Here is a 20,273-nt window from a genome sequence, read left to right on the forward strand (position 1 = left end):
AAATATATAAGAGAAAGGAACCCTTTTCTACTCACCTTTTAAAGTTATAGTATGGTTTGTTTTACTATATGTAACGTGTAAAGGTAGGGTAATTGCCTTTAAAGCAATCTCTAAGTTATTGTGCGCAAAACTACCTGTAAATAGTTGGTTAGCATCTATGTTTACTAATTTAATATCTACATGGTATTGTCTTTCAAATTCTGCGATAACTTCTTTGTAAGGTAAACTTTTAAAGGTGCTTTCGTTATTTAACCACGAAGGTGTAGTGCGATTTTCTTTTTCTTTAGCAATTTGTTTCCCATCAATAATTAAAAAACTGTCGCCAGGTTTTAATTTAGTTTCTTGAGAATTGTAAATAACGCCTACTAAACCTTCGTAGCAAATAACCTCAAAATAATCGTCCCGTTGTTTAACATTAAATTGAGTGCCATAAACCTTTACGGTTCCAGATTTTGTGTTAACATGAAACGACGAACCCTTAGCAACTTTAAAGAAAGCTTCGCCTTCGAGCGTTACTTCGCGTTCGTTTTTCCATGCGTTTTTATTAAATGCTAAGAGGGATTTTGCATTTAACGATACACTGGATGCATCAGGAAGCTCGATAGTGGTTTTTTGAGCAAACTCTGTTGCAATTTTAGTGTCTAATGTCGTTGTATAATAGTATAAGCTAAAGCAAATAGCTAGTATTGCCGCTACTCGCATAAATGGTTTTACCCAATTAAATGACTGCTTTTTAGAAGACTTAATGGTTTTTAATACCTTATCTAATTCCATAGAAGTGTTAAAGTCTTCAACTTTAAAAGCCTGTAAACTATCAGATAACTTAACTAAATCATCGTAGTCTTCCAGCTTTTTAAACGCTTCAAACTCCCGATCATTTAAGTCGTTATTTAACCATTTCGATATTAATTCTTCTCTGTTCATCATGTCGATATTCAATTATATAACAGTTAACTTTTAATTTTCCCTACCCTGTTTTTAAAAAAAGTTTTAAAGTTTCAAAGTTTCAAAGTTTCAAAGCTTCAAAGTTTCAAAGTTTCAAAGTTTTAAAGTAATAAAGTTTAGTTTTCTAACCATCAACCATCAACCATCAACCATCAACCATCAACCATCAACCATCAACCATCAACCATCTAACCCTACAACTCCTTAATTTCCTTCCGCAATTTCTCCAACGCCCCATAAATGCGTTTTTCAACCGCTTTGGTCGAAATATCTAAAATCTCTGCTATTTCTTTAAAGCGTTTGCCTTCAACCCGATTCATCATAAAAGCTTCGCGTTGTGCATCGGTTAAATTAGCCAGGGCATTTTGTAGTTTATTCATATACTCGGTTTCCTGCATTAAAAACTCAGGATTCTCATTGGTATACATTTTTGTTTTTATTTTTTGATGCTTTAAAACTACCTTTTGGTGCGCTACTTCATTCAGCATTAAATTATTGGCTGTGGTAAAAACAAAACTCTTCGCTTTATCTGCTGTTACTTTAGCGCAATTTTCCCATAATTTTACAAAAGCTTCCTGTACTTTATCTTTTGGGTTTAGTAATTCGCCATACTTATAATATAAGAAGTTATGTAAATCTTTAGCGTATTTATTAAATATGGAAGAAAACAAACGCTCTTCGCAAATATTTTCTTGTAGTGGTTTCTCCATGATTTTGGGTAGTTGGTTTCACTAAAATAAAAAAAAACGAAACATAGGGTAGGAATTTTTGAGTTTATCTTGTTTTATATTTAAAAAGCTATGTTAAATCCAAAAAATCAACAATCATGAAAACTAAAATGAGAACATTATTACTATTGCCCTTTTTTGCCCTAATGTTGTTTACCTCATGTCAAGATGAAGTAATTGATATTACAGAGCCAACAGAAGCCGAAGCACTGGTTGCTACTTCAGAATTAACAACTATGATTAGCGCCACAGCTAAAATGGATGGTTCTGCCGATAATATTATAGACCAAGCAAGTTGTTTGTCTGTAGAATTACCAGTAACAGTGGTTGTTAATGGTATTGAAATTATTATAGATTCTAAGGAAGATTATAAGCAAATTGAAGCTATTTATAATAAGTTTGAAGATGATGATGATTATCTTGAAATTAAATATCCAATAAAAATTATTTCTGCTGATTATACCGAAATTACGATTAATAGTCGTGCGGAATTAATCGAATTAATAAAAACATGTAAAGGTGAAAATGAAGAAGATGATGATATTGAATGTATCGATTTCCAATATCCAATTTCATTTTCAGTTTACAACACACAATTTCAGGTTGTTAACGTGGTTACTATAGAAAGCGATAGAGCTTTATACCAGTTTATAAAACGCGTTAGAAATGCCGAGGTTTTTGCTAGTTTAAACTTTCCGGTAACCATGGAGTTGGCAGATGGTACGACTATTGTTGTAAATAATAATGCTGAGTTAGAAGCTACCATTAAAGAAGCCAAAGATGCCTGTAATGAAGATGATAATAACGATTATGGCGACGACGATTTCACTAAAGAACGTTTAGATGCCCTATTAAAAACCTGTCCTTGGGTAGTTTACGAATTCCAAAGAAATTCCGCTAGCTTAAGTAATAGTTACCGCGAATATGTTATAATTTTTAAAGATGATAACGTTGTTAAAGTGCGTGCTAGAAATGGCGATATGCTAACAGGAACCTGGACAACCCGCGTAACAAACAACGGTGCTTTAATTAAATTAGACTTCGATACCTTAGTAGATTTCACATTAGAATGGTTTGTTTACGATCTTGAACCAGGAAAAATCAAACTGTATCAAGCCGGAGGAAACAAAATCATCTTGAAGAAAAATTGTGATATTGTTATCGATTATACAAAAGAGCGTATTGAAAGTTACTTGCAAGAATGTTATTGGAGAGTGGCGCGACTAAGCGTTAATGGTAACGATAATGAAAAAGATTATATAGGAACTCCATTAAAATTCTTCGCTAATAACGTGGTGAAGATTCGTGTAAATGGCGAGTTTGTTTCTGGTACTTATGAAGTTGGCGTTCGAAATATTGGCTACATATTAAAAATTACACTCGATGGCAGACCAGATTTAAAATTAGAATGGTTAATTACCTTCTTAGAGCCAGGTTTAATAAAACTTGAAAATGAGAACAATAAAATGATATTAGAAAGACATTGTCCTGATGTTGACGACGATTTAAAATTTATTGATGCCATACTAATAAGCGGAAAATGGGAAGTTACAAAATACGATGATGGCTTAGTACATGTGATAGATCCAACAGAACAGTTTAAAAATTACACTATGGATTTCATGATCTCCGGTAGAGTAGAAGCTACAAATACAATCGATCCAAATACAACACCAGTTAATAAACTTTTAGTAGGTTCTTGGTTAACCTATAGAAATGATGGCTTATACCTTGGCTTGTATTTTAAAGATCAAGCACCGTTTAATGAGCTAAACAATAGATGGAAAGTTAAAAGTGTAAGTACTACTAAAATCGAATTAAAAGATTATAGTTCTACTGGAACTGTAGAAAGATTATTAATTATTGAAAAGAAAAATTAGTTATTGATTTTAGAAATTAAAGGGAAGTCCATTTTTTCGGTTGGTTAGGTTAATTATTAAGTAGAAGTCCCTTTATAAAGGTTGTCAAACATCAGTTTTGGCAACCTTTTTTTAATTATAAATATTTATTAGGGCGCTCCCCAAGGGTCGGGCTATTCACTACAAGTCCGCGCACTCCCGATAACTATCGGGATCGCTGTGGGCTTTCCGTTACTATCCCTAGCGCATTTGTCAACCCCATAAAAAGTAGTAACAAGCTTAAAATCAAGTGTCAATTTTATAAAAATCGAAGTCAATAATACGTCTCAAATCATTAACTTTGCATTTTTAAAAATAAAACTGAACTATGTTCAATAATTTAAGCGATAAATTAGATAAAGCCTTACACGTATTAAAAGGCCACGGAAGTATAAGCGAAGTCAATGTTGCCGAAACTTTAAAAGAAGTACGTCGTGCATTGTTAGATGCCGATGTTAACTTTAAAATAGCCAAAGATTTTACCGTTCGGGTTAAAGAAAAAGCACTTGGTCAAAACGTTTTAACCACTCTGCAACCAGGGCAATTAATGGTTAAAATTGTAAAAGACGAGTTAACCGAACTGATGGGTGGCGATGCCGAAGGTATTAATCTATCGGGTAATCCAAGCGTTATTTTAATGTCTGGTTTACAGGGTTCTGGTAAAACAACCTTTTCTGGAAAACTGGCTAATTATCTAAAAACAAAAAAATCTAAAAAACCATTATTAGTTGCTTGTGATGTTTACAGACCAGCGGCAATAGACCAATTACATGTTGTTGGAGATCAAATAGGGGTTGAGGTTTTTAGCGATAGAGGTAATAACGATCCTGTTGCTATTTCTAAAGCAGGTATTGCACACGCAAAAGCCAATGGTTATAACGTAGTAATTATAGATACCGCAGGTCGTTTAGCCGTTGATGAGGTGATGATGACCGAGATATCGAATATTCATAAAGCTATCCAACCACAGGAAACCTTGTTTGTTGTAGATTCTATGACAGGACAAGATGCCGTAAACACCGCAAAAGCATTTAATGATGTGTTGAATTTTGATGGTGTTATCCTTACCAAATTAGATGGTGATACGCGTGGTGGTGCAGCTATTTCTATTAAGTCGGTTGTAAATAAACCAATCAAGTTTATTGGTACTGGCGAGAAAATGGAAGCGATTGATGTGTTCTATCCAGCACGTATGGCAGACCGTATCTTAGGGATGGGAGACGTTGTGTCGTTAGTAGAACGTGCTCAAGAACAATTTGATGAAGAAGAAGCACGTAAACTTCAAAAGAAAATTGCCAAAAACCAATTTGGATTCGACGATTTCTTAAAGCAAATTCAGCAGATTAAGAAAATGGGGAATATGAAAGACCTTATGGGGATGATTCCTGGTGCTGGAAAAATGTTAAAAGATGTTGATATTGATGACGATGCCTTTAAAGGTATCGAAGCCATTATACATTCCATGACGCCAAAAGAGCGTAGTAATCCTGGAATTATCAATGCAAGTAGAAAACAACGTATAGGTAAAGGATCTGGAACGTCGGTGCAACAAGTAAATCAGCTTTTAAAGCAATTCGATCAAATGAGTAAAATGATGAAAATGATGCAAGGAGGCGGCGGCAAAAAGATGATGCAGATGATGAAAGGAATGAAGTAATTTAGTCTCAGTTTTCAGTCTCAGTATCAGTTCTCAGTCAAAAAAATTAAATTTTATGGACTTCAAAAAACTACTAGCTTATCAAAAATCTTTTGAATTGGCTATGTTAATTTTTGAAATTTCTAAATCGTTTCCAAAGGAAGAAACTTATGCTTTGACGGATCAAATAAGAAGAAGTTCTAGGTCAGTTTCAGCAAATATAGCAGAGGCGTATAGAAAAAGAATCTATCCAAAACATTTTACAAGCAAACTTACTGATGCTGATGGTGAGAATTCTGAAACAAATACTTGGTTAGATTTTGCGTTGGCGTGTAACTATTTAGATAAAGAAAAACATTTAGAGTTAACCGAACTCGGAATCGAAGTTGGTAAGCTTATATTTTATATGATTAATAATCCAAGCAAATTCGGAGTAAATACAGGGAATGAGTAAGTAAACTGTGACTGCGACTGAAAACTAATAAAAAGCAAGAGTAAGTCGGCAGAGTGATAAACTGCGACTGCGACTGCGACTGAAAACTTATAAAGATGATAATTTTAGACGGAAAGAAAGTAAGTAACGATATTAAAGAAGAAATTGCAGAACATGTAAAAGCAATGGTTTCTAAAGGTGAAAAAGTGCCACATTTGGCAGCTATTTTAGTGGGAACAGATGGTGCTAGTATGACCTACGTGAACGCTAAAGTGAAAGCTTGCGAAAAAATAGGGTTTCATTCTACCTTAATAGATTTACCCGAATATACTTCGGAAGAAGAGTTGTTATCAAAAATACATGAATTGAATACCAATGATGATATTGATGGGTTTATAGTTCAGTTGCCATTACCAAAGCATATCGACGAACAAAAAGTCTTAATGGCAGTGCATCCAGATAAGGATGTGGACGGATTTCATCCAACAAATGTTGGGAAAATGGCTTTAGATTTACCAACGTTTTTACCTGCAACACCTTACGGAATTCTCGAATTATTAGAACGTTATCAGGTTGAAACTTCTGGTAAAAATGTGGTAGTTATGGGAAGAAGCCATATTGTTGGTCGCCCCATGAGTATCTTAATGAGTCAGAAACGAAAAGCGGGTGATGCAACAGTAACCGTGGTACATAGTCGTTCTAAAAACTTAGCAGAAATAACTAAAGCAGCCGATATTATCGTTGCTGCGATTGGAATTTCTGAATTTTTAACTGGCGATATGGTAAAAGAAGATGTGGTTATAATCGACGTGGGAATAACAAGAGTACCCGATGCAACAAAAGCCAGTGGCTACAGACTAGCAGGCGATGTGGATTTTGAAAGTGTAAGTAAAAAGGCAAGTTATATAACGCCGGTTCCTGGTGGCGTTGGCCCCATGACAATTGCAATGTTGTTAAAAAACACCTTGTTGGCTAGAGAAAGACGAACTGCATAACGAATTAAAAATTTGCTAAATTGCATTATGAATTTCTTAATTTATAATGCAATTTTTTTATTCCAGAGAGTGGCTATTGGGAGTCTGCAACACATAATTCCTATTTTAATAGCACTCGTTTTTTGCATTTATATAATTAGACTTGCAAAATTTAACTTATCAAAAAGCCAACAAATCCTCATTTTTAATGCCATTGGTTTTGGAGTTAGCCTTTTTGTTGTGGCTTTTCATTTGTATTCAATAAGCTTAGGGAACTACAAAATTGAAACCGATTTGCCTTTGTATTTATGCAGTTTAACAGCAATACTAATCCCAGTTTTCACGGTTTATAGAAAAAATTGGATGTATGAGATTTTAGTGTTTTGGATTATTGCCGGAACCTCTCAAGGTGTTATAACTCCCGATATTTTAGAAGGGTTTCCTAGTTTTGATTATTTCAGGTATTGGACGGTGCATTTAGGATTATTAACCATTATTTTTTATGCCACCTTTGTTTTTGATATGCGGCCCAAACTTAAAAGCGTTTTTAAATCTTTTTTCGCATTACAGATTTACCTGATTGTTATGATGCTAATAAATTATGTGTTAAAAGCGAATTATTTTTATTTGAATGAAAAACCAAAATCGGCTTCTGTTTTAGATCTTTTTGGAGAATGGCCATACTATATTATGGTTGCTCAACTACTTTTAATACCGTATTTTTTGATTATTTATCTGCCATTTTATTTGGCGAATAGGAACGCTAAAAAGAACTAGTTCTTTCTTCTTTTTGGTTTTAAACTCGGTTTAAAAACTTTTGTAGAATCGCTTATTAATTCGTTTAATTCTTTAAATTCTTCTTTAGTAAGCTCTCTATATTTGCCTAGAGGAATGTTATCTAATGTAATATTCATGATTCTAACACGTTTAAGGGTTTCAACCTCGTAGTTTAAATATTCGCACATACGACGAATTTGTCGGTTTAATCCTTGAGTTAAAATAATTTTGAACTCGTAAGTACTTAGCTTTTCAACTTTACATTTATTGGTAACCTTGTTTAAGTCTTCAAGTGGCACTCCACCCGCCATGCGTTCAATAAATGTTTGAGAAATAGGCTTATCTACCTTTACAATATATTCTTTTTCGTGATTGTTACTAGCACGGAGAATCTTATTTACAATATCGCCATCATCGGTTAATAGTATTAAACCTTCACTTGGTTTGTCTAATCGTCCGATTGGGAAAATTCGTTTCGGATAATTAATGAAATCTATAATATTATCTTTTTCAACACTGGTGTCGGTAGTACACACAATGCCAACAGGCTTATTAAAAGCCAGATATACAAAGGATTCATTTGAAGGTTTTATTTCTTTACCATCAACATGAACCACATCGTTTGGCGCAATTTTAGTGCCCATTTCTGGAATCACACCGTTAATAGTAACGCGCCCAGCTTCAATGAGTTTGTCTGCTTCTCTACGAGAGCAATGCCCAACTTCACTTAAAAATTTATTAATACGTTTTAACTGTTCTTCCATGCTTCAAAAGTACAATAAATCTAGGTGTTTAAAAATTCTAAAATATGATTGTAAACGACTTCGTTTTTTAATCCATGACCAAAGCCAACTGTTTTTATTATTCTTGAATTTTTGTAATGTTTGGAAATATGCAAAGCATCTTTGTACGAAATAATCCGATCTTTTTTATCGTGAATGATAAGCCCTTCTGATTGAATGTCTTTCGAAAAATTTTCAATCGTATAAAAGGCAGGAAGATACCCAAAATGTTTTACGAAATAATCATTCATAGCCTTCACAACTTTTTTGTTGTACCCCATTATTTTCACATAATTACCAATCACTTCATCAAAATTTGAAGGGGCACCTAGTAAAACCAATTTTTTAACAGGCAACTTGTAATTATTAATGGCTAAAGCCGAAGCAGTTCCGCCAATAGAATGCCCAATAACAACAGAGGGCTTGAATTGTTTAATGATTAAATTAATACATTCTGAATACAAAACAGCATTGAAAATTTTACTCCCAGAATCGCCATGTGCAGGAGCATCTAAGGCTATAATGTTATAATCTTCAAGTTTTAAAATTTCAATTAAATCTTTCCATCTAAATGCATTGCTTTCCCAACCATGGGCTAGTAAAATAGTTTCTTTTGTTCCGCTCCAGCGATACGTTTTTATAGCGATATCTTTATAAACCGTGGTTTCTTGCGCAGCCATGTTAAGGTAGTCTGATTCAATATCGCTTAATTTGCCTTTTCGTGGCGTCGAAAATATTTTAACGGCCTGTTTTGCTGCGTAATAAGGAAAAGGATAACTTATAATATTTATAAGATTCCCAATTGTTTTTATAAGTTTTGGATACATTTAATCTTCTCGGTTCACTAAATCCATAGAAAAAGCAGGTAAGCAAATCGCAAGGTATTCGCACATTTCGTTAAACGGATTTGAGTATTGCACTCGTGTATTTTTGTTAATTTTTATAGATTGTCCAGCTTCAAGAATAACGACTTCATTCTCAATAATAAATTGTTTTTTACCGCTAATAATGAATGTGTACTCATCGAACTCTGGAGTTTGAAAAGGTTCGCTCCAGCCAGCAGGGGCTTTCATATGGGCAATACTTATTTTAGAACCACCTTCGGTTGCTAAACCAAAATGTTCTTTAATTACTTTTCCGTCGGTAGTTGGCACTACAAACGGACTGTTCTGTATGGTATATTTTTTATTTGTCACAAGGTTATTTTTTTTCTACCGTCTACCGTCTACCGTCTAACGTCTACTGTCTACCGTCTAACGTCTAGCATCTACTGTCTTTAATGATCCTTCAAAGGTTTTTTCTTAATCATGCCTCCTTTTAAATCTTTTACAATACCCATTACAATAAACGCATTCTTATCTATTTTGTCTATTTCGGTTTGTAATTTGGCTAGCTCTAAACGCGTTACAATGGTGTAAATAATATCCTTATCGTAACTTTTTCCGTTAGATCCAAATCCGCCTTTGCCTGCATAAATAGTACAGGCACGTCTCAATTTTTCGACGAGCATGATGCGTAGTTCTTCATGTTTTTCAGAAATAATAGTGACACCTACATATTCTTCAACGCCATCTACAACAAAATCGACTGTTTTGGCAGCAGATAAATAGGTTAACATGGCATATAGCGCAACTTCTATAGAAAGAATATAGGCACCAGCAGAAAATATTATAATGTTTATTAATAAAAGCACATCGCCAATGGTTAAGGATAATTTTCTACTTAAGAAAATGGCCAATACTTCGGTGCCATCAATAACGCTGCCACCTCGCATAGACATTCCTATTCCTAAGCCTAAAAAGAAGCCACCAAATACCGATATTAATAATTTATCATCAGTAACCGTTGGGTATTCAACAAAATGCACAACAATCGCTAAGAGCGTAATGGCTGCGATACTCCTTAATGCAAATTTTAAACCAATAGTTCTTGATGCTAAAATTAAAAATGGTAAGTTGACGAGTATTAAAAAATAACTCAAATCGATCGAAGTAATATTTTGTAATAATAAGGAAATACCCGTAGCCCCACCGTCTATAAAGCGGTTAGGTAATAAAAACCCTTTTAATCCAAATCCAGCCGAAAAAACCCCAATAGTAACATAAATGTATTCTTTAATGGCATGCGATATTTCTACCTGAAACTTTCTAACTAACGGTACTATTTGCTTTTTTGAAACAGGCTTATCACTATGTTTTGCTTCAAGTCTTTTTCGAGCAATATCTACTAATATTTTAGAAAAGAATGGGTTCATTAAATCAATTAGGTTTTATAATATAGTGTTTGCGTAAAACAATTATTTTTTCAAGACTTTAGTTAAAATGCCAAATACACTACGAATAAAAGTAGCACTTGTTAACACTTTTACAACTGGATTCATAGCCGTACTTTTTCTTCTGGAAGAGGTAGTGCTACGTTGTTTAGACGCGGCTTTTTCTATAGCTTCCTTTTCTAATCTTGCTTTTTCTTTAGCTTCTTCTGCCTCTGCTAAATCGATCTTTTTATGGAGTATCTCGTAAGCGCTATCTCTGTCGATGGTTTCATTGTATTTCTTAACCAGTTTCGATTTAGAAAGTAATTCGCTTAATTCGTTATCTGTTAATATATCCATACGACTCATTGGTGCACGCATCATGGTGGCTGCCAATGGGGTAGGACGCCCTTTTTCATCTAATGCCGAAACTAGGGCTTCTCCAATACCCAGAGAGGTTAATACTTCTGTGGTGTCGTAGTATTCAGAATCTGGATAATTTTGCGCTGTTAGTTTAATGGCTTTTCTATCGTTTGCCGTAAAAGCACGAAGCGCATGTTGAATTTTTAACCCTAATTGTCCTAAAACAGCTTCTGGCACATCGGTTGGGTTTTGAGTTACAAAATAAAGTCCCACACCTTTACTACGAATTAATTTTACAATGCTTTCAATTTGATTTAAAAGTGCTTTAGAAGCTTCGTTAAAAATTAAATGGGCTTCATCTATAAAAATAATAAGCTCTGGTCTATCACTATCGCCTTGCTCCGGAAACGTCGAATAAATTTCTGCGAGCAAGCTAAGCATAAATGTAGAAAACAATTTTGGTCTATCTTGAATATCGGTTAACCTTAAAATGTTTATGTACCCTTTACCTTCATTATTAATTCTTAAGAGGTCTTGCGTGTCGAACGATGTTTCACCAAAAAATAAATCGGCGCCTTGTTGTTCTAATTCTACCACCTTTCGTAAAATAGCACCCGTGGATGCCGTAGAAATATGTCCGTAAGCTTCAGAGAATTCTTCCTTTCCTTCTTGGGTTGTGTATTGCAGTATCTTTTTGAAATCTTTTAAATCTAGCAAAGGCATTTTATGGTCGTCGCAGTATTTAAAAATAACAGCCACCACACCCGATTGGGCATCAGATAAATCTAAAATTCTTGATAATAATACAGGACCAAATTCACTTACAGTGGCGCGTAATCGAACTCCATTTTGTTCCGATAAGGTTAATATTTCAACCGGAAAGCTTTTAGATTCAAATGGAAGGCCAATTTTTGCATGGCGTTCATCAATTTTTGGATGCCCAGGACTGGGTTGTGCCAATCCGCTTAAATCTCCCTTAATATCCATTAGTAAAACAGGGACGCCTTTATCGCTTAAATTTTCGGCTAATACTTGTAATGATTTTGTTTTTCCCGTACCAGTTGCTCCGGCAATTAGCCCATGACGGTTCATGGTTTTTAATGGGATTTTAACTAAGGCATCTGTAATGGTTTCTCCGTCTAACATAGCGGCACCTACCGCGATATAGTCGCCTTTTGTTGCATTGCCTTCATTTATATACTTAAAAAAAGTTTCCTTTCTGCTCATATAGTTTTATAATTTTTCATAAAAATACATGAAATATAAAGAAGAAAAAAAATAAGGTTTAGTTAATGTGATATCATGCTGTACAATTATAAATTTAATAATAAACAGGCGGTTTTATGCTGTGGAATGTATTGAATGTGACAAGTCGGAATTTTTTATAATTAGAGTTGGTTAAAATATCAATTTAATGTGAACGTTTATTCATTTGCATGATTATGAAAATAAGAAACGTGCTGTAAAAACCTAGATTAGATTTTTTGCCTTGTCAATATTTTGTTTATGTAGTTCGATTTCTTTAAATAAATGTACCTTTGCACCCTTAATTATTTAGAGATGAATAAAGAATTATTAGCCTTAGTTAATACAGGCGATATGTTACCCTTAATGGAAGAGTTTTACACCATACAAGGTGAAGGCTATCATAAAGGTACGGCGGCATATTTTGTGAGAATAGGTGGTTGCGATGTTGGATGCCATTGGTGTGATGTAAAAGAAAGTTGGAATGCCAATTTACACCCGCCAACAGAGATTTCTAAAATTGTTGAAAATGCTAAAAAATACAGTAAGACAATAGTAGTTACTGGTGGTGAACCATTAACGTGGAATATGAATCCTCTAACTACAAGGCTTAAAGCCGAAGGGATGCAAATACATATTGAAACTTCTGGTGCTTATAAATTAACTGGGGTTTGGGATTGGATTTGTTTGTCACCTAAAAAAATGAAACTTCCTACTAAAGAAGTGTATGAGAAAGCGCATGAGTTAAAAGTGATTGTTTATAACAAAGATGATTTTCGCTTCGCGGAAGAACAGGCGGCAAAAGTTAATAAAGACTGTATTTTGTACTTACAACCTGAGTGGAGTAAGCGTGATAAAGTGATTCCAGAAATTGTAGATTATGTGATGGCAAACCCAAAGTGGAAGGTGTCGCTACAAACGCACAAATATTTAAATATTCCTTAGGATAAAGCTCCTGTATAAAATAGAAAGTTCCAATAGTACTAAGATTCTATTGGAACTTTTTATTTTAGTCTAATTAATACCGTTTTATTTACTCACAGGAATGGCAATTCTAACGGTATCCCAAGCTAAAAACATGGTATTGTCTTCAAAAGCAATAGAAAAAGCTTCTACCGTTTCGCCTTTACTTACAGGGACTTTAGCACGTAATACGTCGTTAGCTTCTTTATAGCTATAAGCTCCCCAAACATCTAAATCACTACTAAGTATGATTGTCCATTCGGTGTCACCCGGAATGGTGAATAATGAGTAGGTTCCTGCTTTTACTTTTTTTCCTGCAAAGGTCATATCCTGAAAAAATTTGATTTCCGTGGCTTCATTAGCACCAGTTCTCCAGATTTTTCCGTTTGGCGCCAGTTCGCTTAACGAACGATCTTTTAGTTGCGGTCTGCTATAAATTACTTTAACCATTGGTGTGGCATTTCTATCGGTTCTAAAATAGGCGATGTCTAAAGGGCTTTTATCTAAGCTGGCAAATTTTTGTGCATACGTTTGCACCGAAAAAAGCATTACAAAAGCTAGAGTGCAGGTAGTTAAAAATGTCGTTTTTTTCATAATCAAGTTTTAAGGTTCGTAATGTCTAAAGATAAGTCTAAAAAATCATAAAGTTTTTTAAAAACTAGAAAGTTAATGTTAAAATTTGTAACTACAGTTGCTCAATAATTTCCAGTAGGTATCAATCTTAGTGTTCCTGCGATTATCAATTTGTTATATAAAATAGTGAGCAATTAGAGCTTAAATTACCCCTTTTATGGCATCTGCAAGTATGAATTGTTTACTGTTCCTTCATATAATTTTTCACCCAAGCTAATAAAGCATCGCCATGAATGTTTTTAGCTAAAACCACGCCATTCTCATCAAGAATAAAGTTAGCAGGAATGGTTTGTACACGGATTTTTTTCAAGATTGGTGTGTCATCTCCCAGCAAATCAGATGCCTGAAACCAACTACCTGCACCATCTTTCTCTACGGCTGTTTTCCACGCAGATTCATCACTCTCTAAGCCATATGCAATTATTTGTAAGCCTTGGTTGTTATAGTCCTTCCAAAGTGGTACTAAAACATTACGATTTTCTATGCGACAAGGTCCGCACCAAGACGCCCACAAGTCTATAATGGTAAGTTTTTTACCTAATTGCTCGTTCAGGTTAATGGTGTCCTTTGTGATTAATGATAATTGCAGGTTAGGAAATACATCACCTACTAAAACCGGTAGGTTAGAAGGCGCGCTCTGTTCGCAAAGTTGTTTGGTCCATGCATGTTCGGGTTGGTTTTGCTGCCATTTATCACATTGTCTTACCAAAAATTCGGGGACACGCTCATAATAATTTACAGGACTTACCCATCTCAAAGCTACCATGGCGGGTAAAAAGTGTGGCGTCGCATCTGCAAATTTTATAAGCTCTGTTTGGTATTGTAAAATAGCATGTTCTTTTTCCATCAATTGGATGCCGTCTTCCAATTGCCATTGCTTGCCTTCTAGGTAGGTTTGATAAGCTTTTAGGTTGATATCTCTTAAATTTAATAAGGCCTTGTTTAATTCTGAAGGATTTTTAAGTGAGAAACTTTTTTGAAAATCATTTACATGGGCAGTTATTTGTAGAGACATTCCCGATTGCCAAATAATGGGCATATAGTTAGAATGCATCGGGTTTTCAGTTTGTAAATAATTAGGAGCCTTGCCAGATTGTTGTATCGCGATTTCAAACAAAACAGGTTCTTCAGCAATTGGTAAGTTGCCGAACTTAAAGCTGCCATCTGAATTCACTTCGGCAGAATCTATAACAGTACCTAAATAGGACGTAGCTACTTCGCCTAAGGTTTCGGGTTGAATTAAATACACCTTTATGGCCTCCTTTTCTAAACCTTCTAGTTTTCCTGATAGCTCTGAAGGAGACTGACAAGCGATTAAGATGCTTGTAATTAATATTAAATAAATAGTGTTTTTTATGGGGAAAGTCTTCATTTCTGTGGCTGTATGTACCTCGATTTTGTAAATGGTTAGTGTTGTATTCTAGACAACTAATTTAACAAATTAAAATGAACTCGGCAGATGAAAAAGGGATAGTAAATTCATGTAGATTTTACTTAGTAGAAACTTAATGCTTGATACTCATTAGCAACAGTCTTTAAGCACACGGTCGTGCACAATAACGAATGTCATCCATAGCACCACTAAGATTACTAACAGATTAATAAGGATAAGGCTTGTGAAATAGCGTCTTTTAAAATCAATGGATGTTTTACTTAATCGTTTGGCAAAAAACTTAGAACTTGTTGCGATTAAAGTGAGCATAATGAAGACAAAAATTCCGGGATATACGCCAGTTATGGTGATGCCAAAAACGCTTAGTGTTGTTACCAGAACAGTTAATACCAGTGCTATGGTGGTAACAACACTAAATGTTTTTGTTTTCATAAAATGCATTTACTTGATGGCTGTATTGTTTCATAATTAACAAGGACATAAGTCCTTGCCATCAAGAAAATTAAACAGCTTATTTTTTCATCACTTTCACATTCATTTCTTCTATCTTTTTGTCTGATAGGATAGAAGGCGCTCCAAATAATAAATCTTCACTGGTACCTGTTTTTGGGAATGCCATCACTTCACGTATAGATGCTTTTTTCTCTAAAATCATCATCAATCTATCTACACCCCATGCAATCCCGCCGTGTGGTGGTGCACCATAATGAAAGGCTTTGTACATGGTGCCCACGCTTTTTAGCATTTCTTCTTTATTGTAGCCCATGTTTTTATACGTAGCTTCTAAAATTTCGGGTTTGTGAGCACGTACTGAACCACCTCCAATTTCGTAACCGTTTAATATTAAATCGTATTGTTGCGCGATGATGCTTCCTATTTCTTCCTCTTTGCCATTCATATGCTTTTCAATGTCGTAAACTGCAGGCATCGAGAATGGGTTGTGGGTAAAGGTCCAGCGGCCTTCATCGGTTTTTTCAAACATCGGGAAATCAACAACCCAGGCAGGACGTAATTCCTTCGGGTTAATTAAATGTAACATACTGCCAAGTTCTTGACGCACCGCATCCAGTGCTTTATTGGCAGTAGCATAATCGGCGGCCGAGAAAAATACAATATCGCCAACTTGTGCATTGGTTGTTTTAATGATGCCAGCGGCAATATCTTCACCTAAAAATTTAATGATAGGCGATTGCAAATCGTTTTCATTCACGATGATATACGCTAAACCACCTAAACCATGTTGTTGTGCAATGCCCGTTAGTTTTTCAATTTGTCCTTTAGATAAACGTTTATTGCCTTGTTCTTCGGCAGAAACTTTAATACATTTTACAATTCCACCTTCTTCAATAGGTTTACTAAACACCTGAAAGGTTGTTTCTTTTACAATCTCTGTAATGTCTTGAAGTTTTAAGCCAAAACGTAAATCGGGTCTATCACAACCGTAAAAATCCATGGCGTCTTGGTAGGTAATGACTTCAAACGGACGTAAAATCCACTTGCTACCGTATATTTTTTTAACCACTTCATTAAACATTTTGGTGTTTAAATCGATGATTTGTTGCATACTCGCATAAGCCATTTCTATATCCAGCTGCGTGAATTCTGGTTGACGGTCGCCACGAGAATCTTCATCTCTAAAACAACGTGCAATCTGGAAATATTTTTCATAACCACTCACCATCAACATTTGCTTAAATTGTTGTGGTGCTTGTGGTAAGGTGTAAAACGCACCAGGTTGTTTACGGGTTGGTACGATAAATTCGCGTGCACCTTCATCGGTTCCAGCACTTAAAATAGGCGTTTCAATTTCCAAGAAATTTTCTTCATCTAAAATATCGCGCAATAATTTAATCACCTTATGGCGGTTTACAATTACGCGTCGCACATCGTCATTCCTATGGTCTAAATACTTATACTGAAAGCGAACATTTTCATTTGTTTTTGTAGCACGCTTTATTTCAAAAGGTAGTGTTTTAGATAGGTTTAAAATATCCAATTCGTAAGCCTCTAATTCTATTTTACCTGTTCTTAAAGCCGCATTATAATCGTCTTCTTTACGCTGAACAATAGTTCCTGTTACGGTGATTACCGATTCTGGTTTAAGTTTTACTAATTCATCTAAATTAGGGAACGACTCTCTGCTTAAACGTATTTGAAATACCTCGGTGCTCGAATCGCGTAAATCGATAAATATTAATTCACCATGATCGCGCACACTAGATACCCAACCGGCAAATGTTACTTTTTCAGAGATATTTGAATCTGAAATATCGGTAAATACATGTGTTCTGTACTCCTCTTTTATTACGATTGGAATTTGAGGTAATACTTCTTCTTTGGTTGTTGGTTGTTGGGGGCTTGGTTTTGGGTTTAGGGTTTTGCTTCCGTCTTCTGTCTTCGTGCTTCCGTCATTTCCACCTGCTAACTGACTTAAAATCCCCTCGCGAATCACTTTCCCCGATGCGCCTTTGCCTATAATAGCTATGACTTTTCCAACCAGAATACCTGCTTTTCCTTGGTTTCCAGCTTTAATATCGTTTGCAATGGCTTCATTTTCTGAAATGACTTTAGCTATCGCTTCGAATATTTTTTCTTCAGAAATCGTATTCTCTTTAAAATAGGCATTATAATCAAATTTCCTGTCTTTTAAATACCTAGTAATGGCATTTTGAACTAATACCGATGTGATTTTTTCGTCTTTAAAAAGTTGGAAAATTTCAATAAGATGTTCAATGCGATGAATGTCGCCATACTCGTCTGCCCCAATATTATTCACCAAAGTTTTAGCAACGAATGATGGGTCTTTAAGTTCGTTATTGATGGTAACAAATGTTTTAGAACGCAACGAATCTGCCGTGAAAAATTTAGCATCCTGAGGTAAAACGCCTCCCTTAATTAAAATGGATTCTACAGCGAAAGGGAGCGAACTAACATCTACCTTAATAGAGTCTACAACGTCTTTTATGTTTACAAAAGGTAAATCGGGTTCCGAAATAAAGCGGTAATCGGCTTCGTATTCCTTTTTACGCATGGTTTTGGTCTGCTTTAAATCGGCATCCCATAAAACCGTCGTTTGGTCGGGTCTAAATTCTTTATGTTCTAGGTAATAGTTGAATTGTTTTTCAACTTCCTCTTTTAAGGCATCTACCATAAACTTGAAGGAGTTCAAGTTTTTAATTTCGGTACGCGGATTTAAATCGTAACTTCTCTTTTTACGAAGGGATACCGACACATCCGATTTAAACTCACCTTTTTCAAGATTGGCTTCACTTATTTTTAAGTTCTGAACAATACGTTGAATGTACTGTGCATAAATGGAAGCGTCTTCAATATGACGAATACAAGGCTCTGTAACAATTTCTATAAGCGGCACACCTGCCTTATTAAAATCGACTAACGAGACTGTTTTTTCATGCATTAATTTCGCAGCATCTTCCTCGATATGTACCTGTGTTAAGTTGACGGTAAATTGCGTACCATCATTTCTAAAACAAGACACTTGTCCGTCTGGAATAATAGGATTGTGAAACTGCGTAATTTGAATATTTTTCGGGTTGTCTGGATATTCATAATGTTTTCTGTCCCATGAAATAACCTCATTATCGAAAGACGAATTCACCGCTTTTCCAAAATAAATAGCCTTGGTAATGGCTTCCTTATTAATAGCCGGAAGCACACCCATTTGGCCAGTACAAACCGAACAGATGTTTTGGTTTGGTGTGTCTATTTCTTGATTTGGGCAAGAACAGAATAATTTGGTTTTTGTATTCAATCGAACGTGTGTTTCTAGTCCGATTACTAACTCTAAATCGTGCGCTTTTAAAGCGGCGTCTAATTGATCCAATTCCATTATATCGTGTCTTTTAAGAAGTTAGCAAACTTCAAAACAAGTTCGTCATTATTTTTAGCGGCTGTAATTTGTAAACCGGTTTCTGTACCTTGTGGGATGGTTAACGTGGGTAATTGCCCTAAGCTAAACCCAACCGTATACGCATCGCTTAAATACATGGCGTGCGGGTCTTTTAAACTATCGCCAATTTTAGGTGGTGTTCCAGGAGTTACAGGAGATAAGATGATGTCTACCTCTTTAAAATCGTTTTCGAAATTTTCAGCGATGGCATCTCTCAAAGCCAATCCTTTTAAATAGATTTCATCTGAAAACCCTTGAGATAATACTTGGTTTCCACCAACAATACGTCGTTTGGTTTCTTCTGAAAAGTTTTCAGAACGGGTAACAGCGTAGGATTCTTTTAGGTTTTTATCTTCAATACGGTTTCCGTAGTTGCTGCCATCTAAACGCGATAGGTTAGAAGCCGTTTCTGCCATGGCTAAGGTGTAATAGGTAGATACCAATATGTCCGATTTAAAGAAATCTAGTTCTTTAACTTCAATGCCTTTGGCTTTTATTTTTTCGATAGATGCTAAAAAATCTGATTTAATTTTAGAATCAATCGCATCGCTTTCAATAAAGTTTTTAAAGTATCCAACTGTTTTTATGTCGTTCGAATTTGAAATGGCTGCTTCGCTAATTTCCGCGGAAGCGTAAGTTGTTTGATCTTTTACGTCTTTACCACTCATAACATTCAACACAATACGAATATCTTCAACCGATTTGGCAATAGGTCCAACACAATCGGTAGACGATGCATAGGCCATCAATCCGTAGCGAGAAATACGTCCGTAAGTCGGTTTTAAACCATAAACGTTGTTGTAGCCAGCTGGTTGGCGCACAGAACCACCTGTATCGCCACCAATTGAAAATACGGTATAATCTTTAGCTACATTGACTGCTGAACCACCGCTGGATCCACCAGCAACTAATTCGGGGTTAATGGCATTTTTTACAGCGCCAAAAATGGTGTTTTCAGAAGAAGAACCATGACCAAAACTATCGCAATTTTCTTTTACAATTGGAATAGCACCGGCGTCTATTAATTTTTGAATGGCGGTCGCCGTGTAAGCCGATTTATAATTTTTTAGAAGGTTAGAACTCGCAGTTGTATAGGTGCCTTGAACCATGTACACATCTTTTATTCCGAAGGGAATGCCTTCTAATAACCCGATGGTTTCGCCGTTTGCTATTTTAGCGTCCACCTTTTTTGCTAATTCTAAGGCTGATGTTTCTAATAATGAGTTTACAGAATTATAAGTGTTTGGTTTTAATAAACTTAATTTTTCCTGAATTAAACCCTCACAAGTTATTTTCTTATCCACCAATTGCTGGTGTAATGTGTGTATTTGAGATGCCATAA

18 protein-coding genes are annotated in these 20,273 nt (G+C 35.3%); 6 read left to right on the plus strand and 12 right to left on the minus strand.

Annotated elements, in window-relative coordinates; genetic code table 11:
• Positions 1-27: 27 nt before the first annotated feature.
• Positions 28-927 carry a FecR family protein gene (locus tag ACFQ0I_RS13635; RefSeq protein WP_379943162.1) on the minus strand — a complete coding sequence of 300 codons (900 nt, stop codon included), beginning with the start codon at positions 925-927 and terminating at the stop codon, positions 28-30.
• Between the two features lie 212 nt (positions 928-1,139).
• Positions 1,140-1,655, minus strand: coding sequence for an RNA polymerase sigma factor (locus tag ACFQ0I_RS13640; RefSeq protein ID WP_379943163.1), 516 nt, complete (start codon positions 1,653-1,655; stop codon positions 1,140-1,142).
• Between the two features lie 116 nt (positions 1,656-1,771).
• Here ACFQ0I_RS13640 and ACFQ0I_RS13645 point away from each other — a divergent pair, with 116 nt between their 5' ends.
• From ACFQ0I_RS13645 to ACFQ0I_RS13665, 5 genes are all read left to right on the plus strand, one after another.
• Positions 1,772-3,553 (plus strand): hypothetical protein, encoded by a 1,782-nt coding sequence (locus ACFQ0I_RS13645; protein ID WP_379943165.1) that lies wholly within the window; start codon positions 1,772-1,774, stop codon positions 3,551-3,553.
• A 346-nt stretch (positions 3,554-3,899) separates the two neighbouring features.
• Entirely contained in the window at positions 3,900-5,228 is a 1,329-nt protein-coding gene (ffh, locus tag ACFQ0I_RS13650) for a signal recognition particle protein (protein ID WP_379943166.1), read from the plus strand.
• Between the two features lie 55 nt (positions 5,229-5,283).
• Positions 5,284-5,661 (plus strand): four helix bundle protein, encoded by a 378-nt coding sequence (locus ACFQ0I_RS13655; RefSeq protein WP_379943167.1) that lies wholly within the window; start codon positions 5,284-5,286, stop codon positions 5,659-5,661.
• Positions 5,662-5,756: 95 nt separating this feature from the next.
• The gene (locus ACFQ0I_RS13660) at positions 5,757-6,635 is read left to right on the plus strand and encodes a bifunctional 5,10-methylenetetrahydrofolate dehydrogenase/5,10-methenyltetrahydrofolate cyclohydrolase (RefSeq protein WP_379943168.1); all 879 of its coding nucleotides are present in this window, start codon (positions 5,757-5,759) and stop codon (positions 6,633-6,635) included.
• A 27-nt stretch (positions 6,636-6,662) separates the two neighbouring features.
• Complete coding sequence (locus tag ACFQ0I_RS13665) at positions 6,663-7,391, plus strand: YwaF family protein (RefSeq protein WP_379943170.1); 729 nt, start codon at positions 6,663-6,665, stop codon at positions 7,389-7,391.
• Here the strand turns inward: ACFQ0I_RS13665 and rluF are convergent.
• The 5 genes from rluF to ACFQ0I_RS13690 form a co-directional block, all read right to left on the minus strand.
• Positions 7,388-8,155, minus strand: coding sequence for a 23S rRNA pseudouridine(2604) synthase RluF (gene rluF, locus ACFQ0I_RS13670; protein ID WP_379943171.1), 768 nt, complete (start codon positions 8,153-8,155; stop codon positions 7,388-7,390). The genes ACFQ0I_RS13665 and rluF overlap by 4 nt on opposite strands.
• Before the next feature lie 20 nt (positions 8,156-8,175).
• Positions 8,176-9,000 (minus strand): alpha/beta hydrolase, encoded by an 825-nt coding sequence (locus tag ACFQ0I_RS13675; protein WP_379943173.1) that lies wholly within the window; start codon positions 8,998-9,000, stop codon positions 8,176-8,178.
• Positions 9,001-9,369, minus strand: coding sequence for a cupin domain-containing protein (locus ACFQ0I_RS13680; protein WP_379943175.1), 369 nt, complete (start codon positions 9,367-9,369; stop codon positions 9,001-9,003).
• Between the two features lie 80 nt (positions 9,370-9,449).
• On the minus strand, positions 9,450-10,427 hold the full coding sequence (locus ACFQ0I_RS13685) for a YitT family protein (protein WP_379943176.1): 978 nt from the start codon (positions 10,425-10,427) through the stop codon (positions 9,450-9,452).
• A gap of 42 nt (positions 10,428-10,469) precedes the next feature.
• On the minus strand, positions 10,470-12,014 hold the full coding sequence (locus ACFQ0I_RS13690; protein WP_379943178.1) for a helicase HerA-like domain-containing protein: 1,545 nt from the start codon (positions 12,012-12,014) through the stop codon (positions 10,470-10,472).
• A gap of 333 nt (positions 12,015-12,347) precedes the next feature.
• Between ACFQ0I_RS13690 and ACFQ0I_RS13695 the strand changes: the two genes are divergently transcribed.
• Positions 12,348-12,977, plus strand: coding sequence for a 7-carboxy-7-deazaguanine synthase QueE (locus tag ACFQ0I_RS13695; RefSeq protein ID WP_379943180.1), 630 nt, complete (start codon positions 12,348-12,350; stop codon positions 12,975-12,977).
• 84 nt (positions 12,978-13,061) lie between these two features.
• Here the strand turns inward: ACFQ0I_RS13695 and ACFQ0I_RS13700 are convergent, their stop codons facing one another.
• The 5 genes from ACFQ0I_RS13700 to ACFQ0I_RS13720 all read right to left on the minus strand — a co-directional run bounded on the left by ACFQ0I_RS13700 (position 13,062) and on the right by ACFQ0I_RS13720 (position 20,271).
• A complete protein-coding gene (locus ACFQ0I_RS13700) occupies positions 13,062-13,589 on the minus strand; it encodes a DUF2911 domain-containing protein (protein ID WP_379943182.1) in 528 nt (175 codons plus the stop codon).
• 220 nt (positions 13,590-13,809) lie between these two features.
• Complete coding sequence (locus tag ACFQ0I_RS13705; protein WP_379943184.1) at positions 13,810-15,000, minus strand: TlpA family protein disulfide reductase; 1,191 nt, start codon at positions 14,998-15,000, stop codon at positions 13,810-13,812.
• A 150-nt stretch (positions 15,001-15,150) separates the two neighbouring features.
• The gene (locus ACFQ0I_RS13710; protein ID WP_379943186.1) at positions 15,151-15,453 is read right to left on the minus strand and encodes a hypothetical protein; all 303 of its coding nucleotides are present in this window, start codon (positions 15,451-15,453) and stop codon (positions 15,151-15,153) included.
• Positions 15,454-15,532: 79 nt separating this feature from the next.
• A complete protein-coding gene (gene gatB/aspS / locus ACFQ0I_RS13715) occupies positions 15,533-18,871 on the minus strand; it encodes a bifunctional amidotransferase subunit GatB/aspartate--tRNA ligase AspS (protein ID WP_379943188.1) in 3,339 nt (1,112 codons plus the stop codon).
• Entirely contained in the window at positions 18,871-20,271 is a 1,401-nt protein-coding gene (locus ACFQ0I_RS13720; RefSeq protein ID WP_379943189.1) for an amidase family protein, read from the minus strand. Before ACFQ0I_RS13720 ends, gatB/aspS begins: the two co-directional genes overlap by 1 nt.
• Positions 20,272-20,273: the final 2 nt, after the last annotated feature.

Source organism: Mariniflexile aquimaris (genome assembly GCF_042676825.1).
GTDB classification, from domain to species: Bacteria; Bacteroidota; Bacteroidia; order Flavobacteriales; family Flavobacteriaceae; genus Mariniflexile; species Mariniflexile aquimaris.

Coding starts and splice junctions, on each gene's coding strand:
- ACFQ0I_RS13640 (WP_379943163.1), bottom strand. CDS start 1,655: ATGGAGAAACCACTACAAGAAAATATTTGCGAAGAGCGTTTGTTTTCT.
- ACFQ0I_RS13655 (WP_379943167.1), top strand. CDS start 5,284: ATGGACTTCAAAAAACTACTAGCTTATCAAAAATCTTTTGAATTGGCT.
- ACFQ0I_RS13635 (WP_379943162.1), bottom strand. CDS start 927: ATGATGAACAGAGAAGAATTAATATCGAAATGGTTAAATAACGACTTA.
- ACFQ0I_RS13665 (WP_379943170.1), top strand. CDS start 6,663: ATGAATTTCTTAATTTATAATGCAATTTTTTTATTCCAGAGAGTGGCT.
- ACFQ0I_RS13675 (WP_379943173.1), bottom strand. CDS start 9,000: ATGTATCCAAAACTTATAAAAACAATTGGGAATCTTATAAATATTATA.
- rluF (WP_379943171.1), bottom strand. CDS start 8,155: ATGGAAGAACAGTTAAAACGTATTAATAAATTTTTAAGTGAAGTTGGG.
- gatB/aspS (WP_379943188.1), bottom strand. CDS start 18,871: ATGGAATTGGATCAATTAGACGCCGCTTTAAAAGCGCACGATTTAGAG.
- ACFQ0I_RS13700 (WP_379943182.1), bottom strand. CDS start 13,589: ATGAAAAAAACGACATTTTTAACTACCTGCACTCTAGCTTTTGTAATG.
- ACFQ0I_RS13685 (WP_379943176.1), bottom strand. CDS start 10,427: ATGAACCCATTCTTTTCTAAAATATTAGTAGATATTGCTCGAAAAAGA.
- ACFQ0I_RS13660 (WP_379943168.1), top strand. CDS start 5,757: ATGATAATTTTAGACGGAAAGAAAGTAAGTAACGATATTAAAGAAGAA.
- ACFQ0I_RS13695 (WP_379943180.1), top strand. CDS start 12,348: ATGAATAAAGAATTATTAGCCTTAGTTAATACAGGCGATATGTTACCC.
- ACFQ0I_RS13720 (WP_379943189.1), bottom strand. CDS start 20,271: ATGGCATCTCAAATACACACATTACACCAGCAATTGGTGGATAAGAAA.
- ACFQ0I_RS13690 (WP_379943178.1), bottom strand. CDS start 12,014: ATGAGCAGAAAGGAAACTTTTTTTAAGTATATAAATGAAGGCAATGCA.
- ACFQ0I_RS13705 (WP_379943184.1), bottom strand. CDS start 15,000: ATGAAGACTTTCCCCATAAAAAACACTATTTATTTAATATTAATTACA.
- ACFQ0I_RS13645 (WP_379943165.1), top strand. CDS start 1,772: ATGAAAACTAAAATGAGAACATTATTACTATTGCCCTTTTTTGCCCTA.
- ffh (WP_379943166.1), top strand. CDS start 3,900: ATGTTCAATAATTTAAGCGATAAATTAGATAAAGCCTTACACGTATTA.
- ACFQ0I_RS13710 (WP_379943186.1), bottom strand. CDS start 15,453: ATGAAAACAAAAACATTTAGTGTTGTTACCACCATAGCACTGGTATTA.